Origin of the sequence: Chitinophaga varians (genome assembly GCF_014529945.1) — a bacterium.
Classification (GTDB): Bacteria; Bacteroidota; Bacteroidia; order Chitinophagales; family Chitinophagaceae; genus Chitinophaga; species Chitinophaga varians.
In genome coordinates this window covers 570,978-588,481 of record NZ_JACVFB010000003.1, presented here as the reverse complement: position 1 = coordinate 588,481, position 17,504 = coordinate 570,978, and the positions used below count along the sequence as shown (strand labels likewise).

Genomic DNA, 17,504 nt, shown 5'->3' with positions numbered 1-17,504 from the left:
GGGCTGTTTTCTGTAGAAGTTACTAAATAAACGTCTTGCATAGGTGGCCAAAATTCCGTAAATCGTACATCGTAATTTGTAATTTCACGTTATGGAGATTTATCAGTCAACATTATTTTCCCAGGGGCCTTTTGAGTTAGGTGAAGGTGCTTTCTGGTGGCCGGAACGTTCTTCCTGGTGCTGGGTGGATATCCTGGGCCATTCCCTGTATATGATGGACAGCAAAGGTCATCGTACCCAATATCATATAGGCGAGTACGTGAGTATGATGGTGCCGGTGCAAGGCAGTAATGAGCTGTTGTTGGGGCTTCATGGCCGTGTGGCGCGCTTTTCGCCGGAGCAGGGCCTGGGCCGTACGGTGGCCGTGTTGGACGGTAACCCGAGCCTTCGTTGTAATGATGGCAAGTGTGATCCGGCCGGCCGCCTGTGGATAGGGACCATGCACCTGATCACGCAGCGGGACAACGGAGCTTTGTATTGCCTGGACCATAATCGTCCGCCGGTTATCAAAATCCCGCAGGTCAGTATCTCTAACGGTCTGGTATGGCATGGCGACCGGATGTATTTTAACGATACGGTGACTAATAAGGTGCAGGAGTACGCTTATGATGTAAATTCCGGGGAAATCCGTTTTCTCCGTAATGCGGTGCTGATTCCGGGGGAACTGGGGTCTCCTGACGGGATGACGATCGATACCGAAGGGATGCTGTGGATTGCGCAATGGGGCGGCGGAGGTGTGTACCGCTGGAATCCTGTCAATGGCGAGTTACTGGGGAAGATCGAGGTGCCCGCGCCGCATGTGTCCTGCTGTGTTTTCGGAGGCCCTGATATGCAGGAAATGCTGATCACGACGGCGAGGGAGCATATGACACCCAAACAGATTGAAGCTTATCCAATGAGTGGAAACGTGTTTCACGCGAGGCTACCTTTTAAAGGCTTGCCTGTCAGTCATTTTAAATATTAGTTTAATATACATATAAATGTTTCACGGGAGTGTCGTATTTTTTTCGTACTTTTGCAAGTATGAACAGGCATTTTTAGGGTATTTTAATACCATTCGCAGCACTATCTTATCCAACTTCCCTTTATAGAATTACTTCCCTTTAGTACGCTACTGAAACATTGAAGTGTATAAACTAATGAACAGTCATGAAGGATTTCAAAATTATCGACAACAAAGAAGCCAGGCAGTTTGAGGCGCATATCGCCGGACAGCTGGCAAAGGTTATTTATGAGAGAAATGGCAGCCGCATTTTCCTGACTGGCGCAGAAGTGCCACCAACATTGGAAAAACAAGGTGTACTGCCGATGATGCTGGGTAAAGTGATGGAGGAAATTTCTGCACAGAATATCCGGATGGTTCCTTCCAGCAAAAAAGTGGCGGAATACGTACGCAGCAATCCAAAATGGAAAACGCTGCTCGCGCACGGACTCCATATCTAATTTAGATATTTAGTTATTTAGATATTTAGTTGGGCTGTTTTACCTATCGGGCTGTCGCAGAAAAGTTACTTTTTCCGAATGGCGGTTGGAGAGGAGTATCTTCAATTGCTACAAACATTCCAATACATAAAACAGCTCAACCAAATAACTAAATATCAAAATAACTAAATATCCAAATGCTGTTATTTGAGTCCCAGTTTGGCTTTTACCGGCGTCATCAGATCGTCGGCATCCGCGCCTATTAATACTTCGTCTTTGGAATTATCGATCACCAGCGTATAACCTTTCTCTGTAGCGACTGCTTTCAGGGCTTTTTTAGCTTTGTCCATGATCGGTACCAGTAACTGTTGATCTTTGAGTTGTAACTTCTCTTCCATCCGCTGGCGGTAGTCCTGAATGCTGGCCTGTGCGTCTTGTAATTCTTTTTCTTTCAATTCTTTTATCTGTTGGGTCCATTTGGTACCCAGACTGTCATATTCCTGCAGTTTACGCGTATACTCCGCTACCAGATATTGTCCGTCTTTAGCCAGCTCCTGCTGATATTTTTGCAGTGTGTCAGTCGCCTGTTTAGTCTCGGGCATAGCGGCAATTAATTGCTGAAAGTTGATATAGGCGGTTTTCTGCGAAAATGCTGCTGTGCTCAGGAGCAGCAGGAGCGTGACAGTGCAAAAATATTTCATGATATAGTTTTCAGCAATATTATGGAATAGATATATAAGAGAATGTTAAATTGTTCACGCAAAGGCGCTAAGCAGCAAAGACGCGAAGAATTTGGTTATTAGCATGATAATTTTTGAAAGACATCGTTCCGCTTTTATGATTGGTCTTTTTCTTTTAAATAATTTAGTATTTATTTTAATATATTTTTCTGCACCTTTGCGCCTTGGCTGCTTAGCGCCGCTGCGCAAAATTTTTTTAGTTCTCCCTGTAGGGGTAAAAACAACTACAGGTGTCGTCTAAGAAAGCATTTCAATTGGCAGAAGGAATTATCTTTGACTATAGTTATCAAAACCTACGCATGGAGTTGCAACATCCAGGTGATACTTCGTTACTGGAAAAAGAAGACGTATTAACTTTTGAACAGGCATTTAAAACCCATTTTAAAGGCTTGCATGCCTATGCCTGTACCATATTGAAAGATGAAATAATGGCTGAGGAAATGGTGCAGAATGTATTCTGTAAGCTGTGGGAGAAATCAGGAGATATTAAGATCAAACAAACGGTCTCCGGTTATCTGTACAGAGCGGTATACCATGAGAGCATCAATTACCTGCGGCATCAGAAAGTAAAAGCTACGCATCAGGCACATACCCAATATCAGATGAGCAATAACAGGGATACCGGCAATACTTCCGGAAAAGTGACCATGCGGGAACTGGAAGAAAAACTGGACAAGGCACTGCGCGCGCTGCCCGAAAAATGCAGGACCGTATTCCAGTTGAGCCGCTTTGAAGAATTAAAATACCAGGAGATCGCTGATAAGCTCGATATCTCAGTAAAAACGGTGGAGAATCAGATGGGCAAAGCACTAAAGTTGCTACGGCTCAACCTGGTGGATTTTCTTCCCCTGCTGTTAATATTGCTCCATCTCTAAACCTTCTACCGTGAAAAAGCAAACTGACCATATAAACGACGATCTGCTGGTGAAATACATGCTGGGCATCACCACACCGGTAGAAAAACAATCTGTGGAAACATGGATGGCTACAGATGCGGCCAATGCTAAATACTACGAGCATTTCCGGCTTATCTGGGACGAAAGTAAAAAACTGGCGGCTGTCAGCACCGTCAGTGAAGACGATGCCTGGAAACGCTTCCAGCAACGGGTAGGCGCCAACGAAGAAGCAGGAGGAGCCCGTATCATCAAAACCGATTTCTCCACCTGGCGCCGTAACCTCGCCATAGCAGCCACTTTGCTGGTATTGCTGGGAGCTGCCGGGTTCTGGTTTATGAAAGCCTCCGGTCCGCAACATACGATCTACGCCAGCAACGCGGTAAGACTGGATACATTACCGGACGGTTCATTTGTGACGCTGAATAAACAATCTTCTATCAGTTATGCTAACTCGTTCGAAAAGGAAAGGCATGTAAAACTGGAAGGCGAAGCCTTCTTCAATGTGGCACAAGATCCGGGCCGTCCTTTTGTGATCAAAGTAAACGACGTGACCGTAAAAGTACTCGGTACTTCTTTCAACATCAAAAGCAGCAATGGCAAAACAGAAGTCATCGTGGAAACAGGTGCGGTGGAAGTAACCAAACAACACCACAGCGTGCAGCTGCAGCATCATGAAAAGGCCACTGTTACCGATCAGGACACGGCGCCGGTGAAACAGGAAAACACAGACGAGTTGTATAACTACTACCGCACACAAACATTTGTATGCAACAATACACCGCTGTGGAAACTGGTAGATATCCTGAATGAAGCTTACAATGTAAATATCGTGATTGCCAATTCCAGCAAGCGTGACCTGCCGATCAACGTTACCTTCAGTAACAGTTCACTCGACAGTACCCTGAAAATTATCGGGCTCACTTACGGCATCACCGTAGAAGAAAATGGAACTAATATAACCCTAAAGTAATTGCAGCCTAACGTATGCCGTTTAGCAGAACATTGACAATATTGATACTGATCATCACCTTCTCGTTCCAAGTACAGGCACAGGGCCTGCTCAACAAGACCGTGACGGTGGAAGCAAAAAAACAGAAGTTATCAGAAGTACTGAATATCATTTCCAGACAGGGCAATTTTTATTTCTCGTATATCAGCAATATTCTGCCACAGGACAGTCTGGTCAGTATCTCGGTGAAAAATAAAACGGTCCGGCAAACGTTGGACCAGCTGTTGGACGGAGAGTATCTCTACAAAGAATCGGGCAACTATATCATTCTCTTTAAAAAATCTCCCGGGCAAAATTATTACCAGGTCACGGGATTCGTCACGGATAGCAAAACAGGACAACGAGTACCGAATGCGAGCGTGTATGAACGACAGCAACTCATCTCTACTTTAACCAATAATGACGGTTATTTCAGGCTGCGGTTACGGGATAAAACCCCTACCGCAGCCATCAGCATTAGTAAGGACCTGTATACAGACACCTCTGTGCTGGTACATGCAGGCCAGGACCAGGAGGTGGCGGTGAATATTTCACCGGTAGCGTATCAGCTACGGGTGGTGGAAATTACCGGTCATAATATGAAGGTGGAAAAAACCTGGTGGGGCCGAACGATGTTATCGTCCCGTCAGAAAATGCAGAGTCTTAACATCGGTAGTTTCTTCGCCGATAAGCCTTATCAGGCTTCGCTTACGCCGGGATTGGGCTCACACGGAAGGATGAGCAGCCAGGTGGTCAACAAATTCTCGATCAACGTTATTGGGGGGTATACCGCTGGTGTAGATGGTTTCGAACTGGGCACCGTGTTCAATATTGTGAAAGGTAATATGCAACATGTACAGATTGGTGGCGTACTCAATGTGGTAGGTGGAAAAACCAACGGCGTACAGATTGCCGGTGTTCACAACCAGGTGCTGGATTCCATGCGCGGTGTGCAGATAGGTGGCGTGAGCAATATTGTAGAGAGTAGTACAAATGGTGTGCAGATTTCCGGCGTTATCGGCCAGATACGCGGCGATATGGAAGGTATGCAGGCACAGGGCGTTTTGGGTATTGTAAAGGGAAATACAGTGGGCTGGCAGGTATCAGGTGTTGGAAACTATACCGGCGGAGAAATGTCCGGAGCACAGATCAGCGGCATCTACAACTATGCGGGCCGCGGCGCCAGCGGTGCGCAGATATCATACATCGGTAATATCAGTCATGGTACCGTGAGAGGCGTGCAACTCGGATCGCTTTTCAACTATGCCAGACACCTCAAAGGTGTACAGATAGGCCTGGTAAATATTGCAGATACTTCTTCCGGTTATTCCATCGGTCTTGTCAACATCGTAAAACATGGTTATCATAAACTGGCGGTGTATACGAGTGATGTAATCAACTACAACGTGGCGTGGAAAACCGGCAGTACCAAGCTATACAGCATTTTGCTCGCTGGCTTCAATACCGGCGACAGAAAAGTATATTCTTTCGGATATGGTATCGGCAGGGAGTTTAACTTCAACAAACATTTATTTCTGGCTGGAGAGATCACTGCGCAAAATATGTATACCGGTACCGAGGAAACCTCTCAGATGATCAGAATACAACCATTGCTGAACTTCAGGATTTCTAATAAAGTGTCCATCTTTGCAGGGCCTTCCCTGGCATTTCATCTGTATGATGAATGGAACCCCAAACCCGGCTATCTTTCAGAGATTCCGGGAGCTGGTTATCATCCTTTTAAACTGGGAGATTCAGGCAACGGCTGGGTAGGTTGGCAGGCCGGCATTACCATCTTCTGATTTTTGTTTGTAGCTGCATAGGGGTAGTTGTTCCTTCACGTGTCGTTAATCAGTACGCATTAATACACACAGATATGAGAACAGATACCTTGACCAGAATTACCGTTTTATCCCTCCTGACCGTTATCAGCTTAACTGCAAAGGTATTGGGACAATCAGCTATCAGGCCTGCACATGTGGGAATTGTTTATCCACTCAGTACCAACGGTACACAGGCCGCAGAATATACCAACCGTTTTTCACTGCATGCCATTGCCGGCGTATCCGGGGGCGAAACAGGTGCAGCGATATCCGGTATATCCAATATCATTAAAGGAAGTGCCAATGGAGCTGCTCTTGCCGGCTTTTCCAATCATATCGGCCTGTTACAAAATGGCGCCGCTATTTCAGGGTTTATGAACTCGGTGAAACAAACCTCGAAGGGTGTAATGGTGACGGGCTTCATTAACCTGGGAGGAGAGATGCACCGCGGATATCAGGTGGCCGGCTTTGCGAACTTCGCACGTAAAAGTGATGGCGCCAGCGGACAGATATCCGGTTTCATGAACCATACCGACAGCGCGAGCGTGGCTGTTACGGGCTTTATCAACAGCCATCGCTCCGCAAAGGTACAGATCGGCGGTTTCCTTAACCTGGCCAAGGATGCGAATATACAGGTAGCCGGTTTCATGAACGTCGCTAAAAAAGTGAAGGGCGTGCAGGTAGCGGGGCTCCTGAATATTGCCGATAGCAGCGACTATTCGATTGCGTTGATCAACATTGTGAAACATGGTGAAAAACAAATCAGTCTCAGCATCGATGAAACCTCCAATACGATCCTTGCCTTTAAGTCCGGTGGCCGCGTCCTGTATGGCATTTTGGGCGTAGGATATAATTTCAGGAATGATTCTGCCACACGCTATGTTTTTCAGGGTGGTATAGGTGCGCATCTGTATGTGAATTCCCACTTCCGTATTAACATGGAGGTCACCAATACTACTAATACCGATTTTCATAAATTGGTATACAATAAAAGCACCTTTGGCGTTTATCCTGCATACCGGTTCGGCAATAACATAGAAGTATTTGCTGGCCCTACTTTTAATGACATACGCACCAAAGACGGCGTGGGTGAGGACATGGCGCCCTACTATATATGGTCAAAACGCCGGAACGATAAGTTCAACGGTATTTATGTAGGCGGTGTTGCGGGTGTACAGGTACGATTGTAGTCACGCAAAGGCGCAAAGCAGCAAAGACGCAAAGATGATATAAGCGAGCAGAGAAAGCAAAGGAGCGGAGATCAAATATGATCTCCGCTCCTTTGCTTTCTTATAATTCTTAAAAAAACCTTTGCGTCTTTGCTGCTTTGCGCCTTTGCGTGAACTAACGTTTTAGCAGGAGAACATTGCCTTCCATCATAGCGGGCGTGATCACCTCTCCGTTTTTGTTAAGCGTGAAATCGGCCGGGCCGGAGATGGGCTCTTTATTAACGGTGGTTGTTTTACCGGTTTTGAGATCAACTTCCACTATTACTCCTTTCTTTTCAAACGCTACCCAGTCGGAGACCAGGAGGGTATTGTGTTTGGTGAGCATGATGCCGTCGTAGTAACCGGTGCGGTCGGTAAGGCGGACAAATTTTTTGTTTGCCGCGGTCAGGTCCACGTAACCGATTTCACCATTGGGAGTACCGGCAGCGCCGAAACCGCATACGTACAGGCGTTTCCGTTGGTTGTCATAAATAACGCCGTTGGCGCCTTTCACCGGATTGTCGAATGACAGTTCCTCGTAGCGTGGATGAGCGCCCAGGTGTACGATGTATACCTTGCTGATGTCTGTGGCGGAAACAAAAACCGTGGAGTCGTTCATCGGTGCGATGTCGTTGAGCAGGGTGCTGCCTGTAGCCGCCATATCGAGGGTGAATACTTCTTTGCCGGTTGATACATCGAATCCTCTGAGCTTGTCCACATCCGGTGTGTAGAGGATGTTATGCAATATCCAGGTGCCTTTGGGAGAATCCAGTCCGCTGGCGAATACTTTTACTTCTCCCTGGCTGTTCATTTTATACAGTACGCCATCGCCATCCTTTTTGGTAGGGTCGCCACCAGTATCGGAGATATAATAGTCACTACCGTGAATGTATACACTTTCCGGGGCTTTCATAGCGGTGCGGTTGAGTTGTTGCATCTGACCAAATCCTGTACTGGCGGCGGTCAGCAGGGGAAGCAGCAAATAAATTGTTTTCATAATGTTGAGTGTTTAAGGCAAAGGTAGGGGCACTCCGGGGCAGCACGATAACAGAAAGCGTTCAGAAAATAGCAATTTTAGCCCGTTGTGCATTTTTAGGCGTATCGCCGTAGCGGCTTTTGTATTGTTTGATGAAATAGGAAGTGCTGTCAAACCCACATTCATCCGCTACTTCGTTGACATTTTTTTGTGTATGCCGCAGCAGATAGTCGGCATGTTTCAATCGTTCATCATTGATCCATTTTTTAGGTGGCGCATGGTATATTTTGGCGAATTCTCTTTTAAACACAGAGAGGCTTAATCCGCACAGGGCGGCGTATTCCTGCAGGGACAAAGGTTTTAGCAGATGTTCCCGGATAGTGAGTGTGAGATTTTCTGTGCTGGTGTCAAACATGTGATGCAGGAAAGCCAGTACCTGCGCGCGATGCGGGCCGGCCAGCAATAACAGGAATACCTCCTGTATTTTCAGTTCCAGCAGTTTACAGGTATTTTCGTTGGGGCGTTCCATATAGCTGATGATACTGTTGCGCACATTGACCAGCTGTTCAGAGCAGGGCAACACCATGGGGATATTTGTACGCGCTTTCCGGATATCATCCATTTCTTCCAGAAAGGAGCGTAAGAGGTGGTCATCTACACAGAGCATCAGTCCCTGGAAGGTGCCCTCTTCTTCCGGCAGCAGGGCAGACATGAAGTAGGTCCCTCTTTTAAGCAGTATCAGGTCGCCTGCGGCGGCCACAATTTCTTCGTCCGGCAGATGGATGTGCTTACTGCCTGAAATGATGAACACGAGTGTATTTTCGGTAAGGAACCCTTCGGCTTTGGCCTGATGCTCCACCAGTTTGAACCATGCCAGCGCAGATTTGCCGGCGCGATTGATATACATGCCCGGATAGCTGCCGAATTCCTGCGGTAAGCGATACAACATACAACGCAGATTTTAAAAATGAAGATTTTTACAAATATCAGGATTTCTTCATTTATCGGAGTAATATTTATGGCATCGTATTTGAATAAATCCATACCAAACACCTTGTATATGAAAAGATGGCTATACTTATTACCCCTGCTCATGATTGCCGCGGTATTCTCCAGTTGTACTAAGACCACCAATGAAGTTATTCCCAACAAAACAATCTTCTTTACGATGACTCCTGATCAATGGAAGTTGGACGACAAAGGGGTCTATTATATGCAATTCAATAATCTGCCTGAACTAGACCAAAACTCCAACCAGCTTGATGGCGTGGTAGTATCCCTGGCACGGCAGCAGAACGGACAGTTTGAATTGTATGAACTTTTACCGGAAGTGTTTAATAACGAGTCTTACAATGTGATACATCAGACCGGTGTGTTGATCGTGGAGCTTCGCGGGCCCAATAATACAGTGGCTCAGAAGCCGAATGTGACCATGAAGTTTAAGATCGTGATCATTCCATCCAGAGACGTATCCTGAATTTATTCGAAGTCAATACGAAGGGCTTTCGCAGCAATGCGGGAGCCCTTTTTCGTTGGCCATATCCGACCATTCTTCCTTTGTTAATTGTGACATAACATACTTTTTGTTATTTTAAGCCGCTTAAAGCATACCTGTTGGATGCTGACAGCTGAACAATAAAAAGTATTTCATGAACACCAGAAGAGATTTTATCAAGAAAGCAGCCCTGCTGTCTGGTGCCGCCGGCGTAGCCGGGACCCTGCCGGGGTCCATCCAGCGTGCATTGGCCATAGACCCCCATCCCGGTACCACCTTCCACGATGCGGAACACATCGTGGTCCTGATGCAGGAGAACAGGTCGTTCGACCACTGCTATGGCACCCTCAGAGGGGTGAGAGGGTACAATGACCCCCGCGCTATCCGCCTTCCCAACAACCATCTCGTATGGTTACAGACCAACGATAAGAACGAAACGTATGCCCCTTTCCGGTTGAATATCCGGGATACCAAAGCTACCTGGATGAGCAGCCTGCCGCATTCCTGGGCCAATCAGGTAGATGCCCGCAACAATGGCCGTTATGATAAATGGCTGCAGGTAAAACAGTCCGGTAATAAAGACTGGGCGCCGATGCCGCTCACCCTGGGTTATTACAACCGTGTGGATATTCCTTTTTATTACGCCATGGCAGATGCCTTCACCGTTTGTGACCAGAACTTCTGTTCTTCGCTGACCGGCACCACGCCGAACCGTCTGTATCTCTGGACCGGCACCCTGCGCGATGAACAGAAAGCCAGCGCTAAAGCCAACGTATGGAATGAAGATGTGGATTACGGCGCGGAAGCGCACTGGACTACCTTTCCCGAAAGGCTTGAAGACAACGGCATCAGCTGGAAGATCTACCAGAATGAAATCAGCGCCGCTGGCCTCGAAGGCGATAAGGACGGTATGCTGGCCAATTTCACCGACAATCCTATCGAGTGGTTCTCCGCATTTAATGTGCGGTTTGCCACCGGCCATATACAATACCTGCAACGCCGCATACAACAGCTGCCGGAAGAAATCGCGAAGCTGGCAGCCGCTATTCCTGCTGCTGAAGGAGAAAAAGCGAAGAAACTGCAACAGCAACTGGAGCAGAAAAAGCAGGAACTGGAGAAAGTGAAGAAAGATGCGGAAACATTTACCGCAGCTAACTTCGCCAAACTGCCGAAACGCGCGCAGAACCTGCACAATAAAGCATTTACGACCAACATCGCAGATGCGGATTATCATGAACTGGAAACACTGCGGTATAAAGATGGCGATGTGGAAAGGACGGTGCAGGTGCCTAAAGGCGATATCCTGCATCAGTTCCGCACCGATGTGAACAACGGTCAGCTCCCTACGGTTTCCTGGCTGGTAGCCCCCGGTGAATTCTCTGATCACCCCGGCTCTCCGTGGTATGGTGCCTGGTATGTGTCTGAAGTGCTGGACATCCTCACGCAGAAAGAAGAAGTGTGGAAGAAGACCATTTTCATTCTTTGTTATGATGAGAATGATGGTTATTTCGATCACGTACCTCCTTTTGTAGCGCCTTTCAAACCCGGTACAGGACTGGTTTCCAAAGGTATTGACACCGCAGTGGAATATGTTACCAAAGAAGAGGAGCAGGCCAAAGGCCATGTGGGCAAAAATGCTGTTCGGGAAAGTCCCATTGGTCTGGGATACCGTGTGCCATTAGTGATTGCTTCGCCGTGGAGCCGCGGCGGTTATGTGAATTCGCAGGTGTTTGACCATACTTCCATCCTTCAGTTTATGGAAGATTTCCTGCAACATAAAACCGGTAAAGCCATTAAAGAAACGAATATCTCCGCCTGGCGCCGTACGGTATGTGGCGACCTGACTTCTGTTTTCCGTCCTTTCAACGGAGAAAAGGTGAAAGTGCCTTTCCAGGAAAGGAATGAGTTTATCGAAAGTGTATACAACGCCCGTTTCAAAAAGCTGCCGGACGAATTCAAAAAACTCACTGCCGCCGAAATTGAGAAGATCAATACTAACCCGGCCAAAGCCGAATGGATGCCGCGGCAGGAAGCCGGTACCCGTGTTTCCTGTGCGCTGCCTTACCAGCTGTATGTAAACGGCAAGCTGGGTGCTGATAAAAAAACATTCGACATCAGTTTTGCCGCATCCAACGAGGTGTTTGGCAAAAAAGCCGCCGGCTCACCATTCAATGTGTATGCGCCCGGCAAATACCTACAGGCAGACAGTCGTGAGATGGCGCCGGTACGGACCTGGTCTTACGCTGTTACCGCTGGCGATCAGCTGAAAGACGCCTGGCCTCTGTCTTCTTTTGAAGGCGAACAATACCGTCTGCGTGCTTACGGTCCTAATGGTTTTTACCGCGAATTCGCCGGCAACGCCAAAGACCCGCAGGTGGACATTACCTGTGAATATCAGCGTTCGCTGCGTAACCGCAAACAGCTGACCGGCAATGCAGACCTGCATATCGCCAACCGCAGCAATAAAGCCATTACCGTCATTGTTACCGATAACGCCTATGGTAACGCGGTAGTACGTAAAACCATTGCCGCCAATACGCAGGCCGCCATGATCATTGATAACAGCAAAAGCCAGCACTGGTACGACTTCTCTGTAAAAGTAGAAGGTCATGACCAGTTTGAGCAACGCTTTGCCGGCAGAGTGGAAACCGGTGCTGAAGGGATGAGTGACCCGGCCATGGCATAATCATTTGGGTATTGGGTTATTTTGATATTTGATTATTGAGTTATGGTAGGGATTACGCCAACAGTTGAAAATGTTTATTGGCGAACCAGCTCTACCAATAGTCAAATATCAAAATAGCCCAATGATCAAATATTCTGGTGTTTATTTTGATAGGAAAAAGGCATGAGATACCTTCTTCTGTTCACCTTGCTGGCATATCTCCTGTCAGGCTGCAATTCGCCTTCAGCGCCTGAGCATGCCGAAGTCGTGACCGCTGACGTGCTTACCCCCCGAAATACAGCGATCACCCGCGAAAACGCCTATAACGACCTTTTCCTGGATACTGCCGCACTGGAAAACTTTATTACCAAACGACAGCTGAACGATAGCGTGGCCAACCGGTTGCGTAGTTTTTACAACGCCCGCAATTATCAGTTTGCCTGGATAGACAGCCGTGGCCTTACAGAAGAAGCCGCCGCCTTCCGCAGCCTGTTCAACCAAAGTCCGGACACCACCGGCGATAAGCCGCTGAACAATAAGCTGGACCGGCTCCTGGAAGAAGATACCCTTCATGCGAAAGCCTCCGATCCGGATATGATACAGACGGAATTGATGCTTACCTGGCGACTGGTGCGTTATTTCCGGAAGAATGGCGGTACGGTGGAACAAATGGAGCATATGGTGCCCATGCAGAAAGAAGATATGATGGAGATGGCCGATTCCATGCTGCATACCAGCGAGAAACAGTACCCGGCCATAGCAGGCCTCAAACCTGCCCTGCGACAGTACCGCGATATCGTCAAAAACGGTGGCTGGAAGCCAGTGGATTCATCAGCGCGGTCGATTAAAAAAGGGCAATCATCTCCCGTCATCATCGCTGTAAAACAAAGGCTGGCAACAACCGGGGAATTAAAGGAGAAAGACAGCAGTGATGTATTCACTGATGAACTGGAAGCGGCGGTCAACCGCTTTCGTAACGGTCATGGCTATTCGGAAAACGGTGTGATCAATGATACCGTTATCAGCGCGCTGAATGTGCCGGCGGAGGAACGTTTAAAACAATTGCTGATCAATATGCAGCGGATGAAATGGTTGCCCGCTACCCCTCAGGGGAAACTGATTGTGGTGAACATCCCGGCATTTATGTTGCACGTGACCAATGATGGTAAAAAAGTATTTGATATGCCGATAGTAGTGGGGAAAGAGGGGCATAGCACTACGATGTTTTCCGGGAAATTAAATCAGGTGGTATTTAGCCCTTACTGGAACATACCGCGCAGTATTGTGCGGAAGGAGATATTACCCGCTATGTCCCGCAACAGTGGTTATCTGGCGCGTAAGAATATGGAGATCACGGGTCATGTGAACGGCCTGCCGGTAGTGCGGCAGCGGCCGGGCGCCCGCAATGCACTGGGACGTGTGAAATTTCTGTTTCCCAACAGCTTCAATATCTACTTCCATGATACTCCGGAAAAAAGTTTGTTTAACCGCGACAACCGGGCCTACAGTCATGGTTGTATACGACTAAAAGACCCTGTTTCGATGGCCAGGTTTATATTGGAAGACTCACCTCAATGGACCGACGAAAAAATTGATGCCGCCATGAACGGCGGCAAACAAAAATATGTGGCCGTCAAACATCCGGTACCGGTGATTATCACTTACTTCACCGCGTGGGCGGATGAAGAAGGCGCATTGCATCTGGTACGGGACGTTTACGGCCACGATGCGGTGATGAAACAAAAAATGTTTTAGCTGTTCACACTGTCTTTAGCCAGCATCCTGGAATGCATGGAGTAGTATTTGTCCGGGCTGTACAGAAACAGGCAGGTGCCGTTGGCAATACGTTGTATCACTTTGCGATGTACCCCTTCCGGAATGGCCGGGCAGCCGAGGCTGCGGCCAATATACCCCTGGCTTCTGATCAGCGCTTCGTTGACATAATCAGCGCTGTGCATCACGATGCCGCGGCTCAGCGCATTGTCGTTGATGCCGGCTTCCTCGCCTTCCAGTCGAAGAGAATAACCATGCTCCCCGTTATAGGTATCGCCGGTTACATAAAATCCGAGGCTGCTCTTATAGCTGTTCGTTTTATTGGAAAAGGTGTTGGCCACCAAGGTTCCAGAGTTCCTGCCATGGGATACCAGCGTGTTGAATAACAGCAGTCTGTTTTTGATGTCAATCACAAAAAGCCGCTTTTTGCTGGATGGCAACGAAAAGTCGATGATAGAAAGGATGTCCGGGTTTTTGAGCCGGCCTTTACCTTCGAGTTGATTGTATCCCTGCAGCGCGCTTTCAAATGCTTCCCGGGACAAACCGGTCGTATCCAGTCGCATGCTTTCATACAAACTTTCCTCCTGCAGTGAGTCATTCACTGCCGGTATAAGGGTGCGATATGCGGTGGCAGGATTTTTTTCAGCTGAGGTAAGGGTGGTAATCAGGAATACAAAAAAACCGATGGTTGCAATAAAAATTAACGGTTTAATAAACTTCTTCACTTTCAATGTCACTCCGTAAAATATTTATCAAGGTTAGAGAATGATGATTAATCCATATCAGACGAAAATAACGATTATCATCGGGATATATTGCCCTAAAAAGGGCCATTCCAGCTCGCTTCCGGCTATTTTAACAAGATATTGACATACATGAAAAATGTTGATATGGAGCAATTTTGGTGAAAAAGGGGACAATTTCAGCATAGGATGCCAAGGGTGGATGATTATCTTTAATGTCAGATCTAAAACAGCTTTTGCGTTATGATAAAAAGATACCTGATCCTTATTCCTTTGCTGTTCCTTTTTGCCCGTACACATGCCAATACGGGTGAGCCTGTTAAGGCACTCATTCAACAAATGGCTGCAGATGTGGAAGACCTGCATAAAGTATACATTTTCCGGTACAGCCCGGAGTATTTCGGGCGTATGCGCACGTATTACCAGCAGACGCTGACATCGCTGCAATCGCTGCCATTTGCCTCTTTGCCGGTGAGCGACCAGGTGGATTACATTCTGCTGAAGCGCCGGGTGGGGCAGGAGCTGGGTCAGATCGATGAAAATGAGGCACTGTATAAGCTACTGCAGCCGGCAGTCATTCCCTTTGCACAGACACTGATGACCATGCAGGTGAAACGTCGTCGTGGTGATAACCCCGACGTACCTCAAATAGTGGCTGACCTGGCCACGGTGCAACAACAGATCATGGCCGCACAGGCATCGCTGAAGAAACGGAGCACACTAAGCCCCGCACAGGCGCGCCAGGCGGCAGAGATCGTGGATGATCTGCGCAACGGACTCAAAGGGGTATATACCTTCTATTATGGATATGAGCCTGCCTTCACCAAACAGGTGAAGCAGCCTTACCAGCAAACAGACAGCCTGCTGGGAAGCTACAGTCGTTTCCTTGGCCAGGAGCTGGCAGACAAAACTGATAGGACACTGGACGCCTCCGGTATCAAAGGAACACCTATCGGCCGCGAAGCGCTCATCGCACAGTTACAGTATGAGATGATCCCTTATTCTCCGGAAGAACTGGTGGAGATGGCCAACAAGGAGTTCGCCTGGTGTGATGCAGAAATGCTGAAAGCATCGGCAGCATTGGGCTTTGGAAAAGACTGGAAGAAGGCGCTGGAGAAAGTGAAGGAGAACCACGTGGAGCCGGGCAGACAACCGGAGATGATACACCGGCTGGCAGATGAGGCGATTAAATTTGTGGAAGACAGCAACCTGGTGACAGTACCGGCGCTGGCTAAAGAGGCCTGGCGCATGTTCATGCTCTCTAAAGAGCAACAGCGTTTCGCGCCGTTTTTCCTCGGTGGTGAATCTATTCTGGTGGCTTATCCCACAGACGATATGGACGAAGCCACCAGGGCCATGAGCCTGCGTAGTAACAATTACGCTTTTTCCCACGCCACTGTTTTTCATGAACTGATACCCGGCCATAACCTGCAAGGCTTTATGAACAAACGCAATAAACCCTATCGCCGTATGTTCAGTACGCCTTTCTCCGTAGAGGGGTGGGCGTTATACTGGGAAATGCTCTTGTGGAACAAAAACTTCCATAGCACGCCTGAGCAGAAGGTAGGCGCATTGTTCTGGCGCATGCACCGCTGCGCCCGCATTATCTTCTCCCTGAATTATCATCTGGGCAAATGGACGCCACAGCAGTGCATCGATTTTCTGGTTGACCGGGTAGGCCATGAACGTTTCAGTGCGTCATCTGAGGTGAGGCGTTCTTTTGAAGGCGACTATGGCCCGCTGTATCAGATCGCTTATATGATGGGCGGGCTGCAATTGCGGGCGCTGCATCATGAGCTGATTGACAGTGGCAAGATGACGGAGAAGCAATTCCATGATGCGTTCCTGCAGGAGAATGCTATCCCCATTGAGATGTTCCGGGCTATTATCACCCATCAGACGCTGACGCCGGACTTCAAAACACAGTGGCGTTTTGCGGACCAATTGTTGCAGCAGTAGGGAATCGTTATTTTTATAAAAAAAATGCCATGCCTGAATTACCAGACCTGAACGTGTTCAGCCACAACCTGGAGAAAGTGTTGTTACATAAACAGCTGGAGACCATCGATGTGGTGGTAAAGAAAAAACTGCATACGCCTGAAAAAGAGCTGAAGGCGGCGCTGGAAGGCCAGCAGCTGACGGCTATCCGGCGTGTGGGCAAAGAATTGCATTTCGAATTTAAAAACGGCCATGTGCTGGGCATGCATCTGATGCTGCATGGCAAACTATATCTATTTGACCAGAAAAACGAGCAGAAGTACACGATCTGCACGTTATTGTTTAAAGGTGGAAAAGGCCTGGCCCTGACGGATTATCAGGGCCAGGCGAACATCTTCCTGGACCCCGCACCCAAAGAGGCGCCAGATGCGCTTTCTAAAGAGTTAACGACAGCATGGCTGGAAGCGGCGCTGGCCAAAAAGAGAACGACGATCAAAAAATTCCTGACAGATCAAAAAAATATCCTGGGTATCGGCAATGCCTATGCAGATGATATCCTGTGGGAAGCGCGTGTCTCGCCTTTTTCTGTCTGCAATCAGATTCCTTCAGCTGCCGCGAAGGCGTTGCATAAAGCTATCCACAAAGTATTGACCACAGCAGAGAAAAATATCCGCAAACATCATCCTGATATTATCAACGGAGAAGTACGCGACTATATGCTGGTGCATAGCCACAAGCTGACAGAGAGCCCCGGTGGAGCAGCGATAAAGCACGTTTCATCAGGAGGTAAGACTTATTACACGGATGAACAGGTGGAGTATAAGTAATTTAATATTT

General features: G+C 47.9%; 15 protein-coding genes. 11 read left to right on the top strand and 4 right to left on the bottom strand.

The genetic code is table 11. The features are described 5' to 3' along the window. The first annotated feature begins 91 nt into the window (after positions 1–91). Entirely contained in the window at positions 92–964 is an 873-nt protein-coding gene (locus tag ICL55_RS16760; protein ID WP_188099306.1) for an SMP-30/gluconolactonase/LRE family protein, read from the top strand. Between the two features lie 185 nt (positions 965–1,149). Further along, on the top strand, positions 1,150–1,443 hold the full coding sequence (locus ICL55_RS16755; RefSeq protein WP_188099304.1) for a GNAT family N-acetyltransferase: 294 nt from the start codon (positions 1,150–1,152) through the stop codon (positions 1,441–1,443). A 182-nt stretch (positions 1,444–1,625) separates the two neighbouring features. Here ICL55_RS16755 and ICL55_RS16750 read toward each other — a convergent pair whose 3' ends face one another. Continuing rightward, the gene (locus ICL55_RS16750) at positions 1,626–2,123 is read right to left on the bottom strand and encodes an OmpH/Skp family outer membrane protein (protein ID WP_188099302.1); all 498 of its coding nucleotides are present in this window, start codon (positions 2,121–2,123) and stop codon (positions 1,626–1,628) included. A 269-nt stretch (positions 2,124–2,392) separates the two neighbouring features. Here ICL55_RS16750 and ICL55_RS16745 point away from each other — a divergent pair, with 269 nt between their 5' ends. The 4 genes from ICL55_RS16745 to ICL55_RS16730 all read left to right on the top strand — a co-directional run bounded on the left by ICL55_RS16745 (position 2,393) and on the right by ICL55_RS16730 (position 7,059). Further along, complete coding sequence (locus tag ICL55_RS16745; RefSeq protein ID WP_343067806.1) at positions 2,393–3,037, top strand: RNA polymerase sigma-70 factor; 645 nt, start codon at positions 2,393–2,395, stop codon at positions 3,035–3,037. A gap of 10 nt (positions 3,038–3,047) precedes the next feature. Further along, positions 3,048–4,028: a FecR domain-containing protein gene (locus tag ICL55_RS35580; RefSeq protein WP_188099300.1), complete on the top strand. Its 981-nt coding sequence runs from the start codon at positions 3,048–3,050 to the stop codon at positions 4,026–4,028. 14 nt (positions 4,029–4,042) lie between these two features. Next, positions 4,043–5,848, top strand: a complete 1,806-nt coding sequence (locus ICL55_RS16735) for an LA_2272 family surface repeat-containing protein (protein ID WP_188099298.1) — start codon at positions 4,043–4,045, stop codon at positions 5,846–5,848. Positions 5,849–5,922: 74 nt separating this feature from the next. Further along, positions 5,923–7,059, top strand: a complete 1,137-nt coding sequence (locus ICL55_RS16730; RefSeq protein ID WP_188099296.1) for a hypothetical protein — start codon at positions 5,923–5,925, stop codon at positions 7,057–7,059. Between the two features lie 154 nt (positions 7,060–7,213). Here ICL55_RS16730 and ICL55_RS16725 read toward each other — a convergent pair whose 3' ends face one another. Next, on the bottom strand, positions 7,214–8,074 hold the full coding sequence (locus ICL55_RS16725; RefSeq protein ID WP_188099294.1) for a hypothetical protein: 861 nt from the start codon (positions 8,072–8,074) through the stop codon (positions 7,214–7,216). A gap of 61 nt (positions 8,075–8,135) precedes the next feature. After that, positions 8,136–9,002 carry a helix-turn-helix transcriptional regulator gene (locus ICL55_RS16720; RefSeq protein WP_188099292.1) on the bottom strand — a complete coding sequence of 289 codons (867 nt, stop codon included), beginning with the start codon at positions 9,000–9,002 and terminating at the stop codon, positions 8,136–8,138. Positions 9,003–9,113: 111 nt separating this feature from the next. Here ICL55_RS16720 and ICL55_RS16715 point away from each other — a divergent pair, with 111 nt between their 5' ends. The 3 genes from ICL55_RS16715 to ICL55_RS16705 all read left to right on the top strand — a co-directional run bounded on the left by ICL55_RS16715 (position 9,114) and on the right by ICL55_RS16705 (position 13,968). Beyond that, complete coding sequence (locus ICL55_RS16715) at positions 9,114–9,530, top strand: hypothetical protein (RefSeq protein WP_188099291.1); 417 nt, start codon at positions 9,114–9,116, stop codon at positions 9,528–9,530. A gap of 172 nt (positions 9,531–9,702) precedes the next feature. Next, positions 9,703–12,234: a phosphocholine-specific phospholipase C gene (locus tag ICL55_RS16710; RefSeq protein ID WP_188099289.1), complete on the top strand. Its 2,532-nt coding sequence runs from the start codon at positions 9,703–9,705 to the stop codon at positions 12,232–12,234. Positions 12,235–12,396: 162 nt separating this feature from the next. Further along, on the top strand, positions 12,397–13,968 hold the full coding sequence (locus tag ICL55_RS16705; protein WP_188099287.1) for a L,D-transpeptidase family protein: 1,572 nt from the start codon (positions 12,397–12,399) through the stop codon (positions 13,966–13,968). Here the strand turns inward: ICL55_RS16705 and ICL55_RS16700 are convergent. Continuing rightward, positions 13,965–14,723 (bottom strand): murein L,D-transpeptidase catalytic domain family protein, encoded by a 759-nt coding sequence (locus ICL55_RS16700; protein ID WP_343067805.1) that lies wholly within the window; start codon positions 14,721–14,723, stop codon positions 13,965–13,967. The two genes, ICL55_RS16705 and ICL55_RS16700, sit on opposite strands and share 4 nt — an antisense overlap. Before the next feature lie 249 nt (positions 14,724–14,972). Between ICL55_RS16700 and ICL55_RS16695 the strand changes: the two genes are divergently transcribed. Both ICL55_RS16695 and ICL55_RS16690 read left to right on the top strand, forming a co-directional pair. Further along, positions 14,973–16,688 (top strand): DUF885 family protein, encoded by a 1,716-nt coding sequence (locus ICL55_RS16695; RefSeq protein ID WP_188099285.1) that lies wholly within the window; start codon positions 14,973–14,975, stop codon positions 16,686–16,688. Positions 16,689–16,717: 29 nt separating this feature from the next. Next, positions 16,718–17,494: a DNA-formamidopyrimidine glycosylase family protein gene (locus tag ICL55_RS16690; protein WP_188099283.1), complete on the top strand. Its 777-nt coding sequence runs from the start codon at positions 16,718–16,720 to the stop codon at positions 17,492–17,494. Positions 17,495–17,504: the final 10 nt, after the last annotated feature.

Bases quoted from the DNA above. Each gene is read 5' to 3' on its own strand.
- ICL55_RS16760 (WP_188099306.1), top strand. From the start codon at position 92: ATGGAGATTTATCAGTCAACATTATTTTCCCAGGGGCCTTTTGAGTTA.
- ICL55_RS16755 (WP_188099304.1), top strand. From the start codon at position 1,150: ATGAAGGATTTCAAAATTATCGACAACAAAGAAGCCAGGCAGTTTGAG.
- ICL55_RS16750 (WP_188099302.1), bottom strand. From the start codon at position 2,123: ATGAAATATTTTTGCACTGTCACGCTCCTGCTGCTCCTGAGCACAGCA.
- ICL55_RS16735 (WP_188099298.1), top strand. From the start codon at position 4,043: ATGCCGTTTAGCAGAACATTGACAATATTGATACTGATCATCACCTTC.
- ICL55_RS16730 (WP_188099296.1), top strand. From the start codon at position 5,923: ATGAGAACAGATACCTTGACCAGAATTACCGTTTTATCCCTCCTGACC.
- ICL55_RS16725 (WP_188099294.1), bottom strand. From the start codon at position 8,074: ATGAAAACAATTTATTTGCTGCTTCCCCTGCTGACCGCCGCCAGTACA.
- ICL55_RS16720 (WP_188099292.1), bottom strand. From the start codon at position 9,002: ATGTTGTATCGCTTACCGCAGGAATTCGGCAGCTATCCGGGCATGTAT.
- ICL55_RS16715 (WP_188099291.1), top strand. From the start codon at position 9,114: ATGAAAAGATGGCTATACTTATTACCCCTGCTCATGATTGCCGCGGTA.
- ICL55_RS16710 (WP_188099289.1), top strand. From the start codon at position 9,703: ATGAACACCAGAAGAGATTTTATCAAGAAAGCAGCCCTGCTGTCTGGT.
- ICL55_RS16705 (WP_188099287.1), top strand. From the start codon at position 12,397: ATGAGATACCTTCTTCTGTTCACCTTGCTGGCATATCTCCTGTCAGGC.
- ICL55_RS16695 (WP_188099285.1), top strand. From the start codon at position 14,973: ATGATAAAAAGATACCTGATCCTTATTCCTTTGCTGTTCCTTTTTGCC.
- ICL55_RS16690 (WP_188099283.1), top strand. From the start codon at position 16,718: ATGCCTGAATTACCAGACCTGAACGTGTTCAGCCACAACCTGGAGAAA.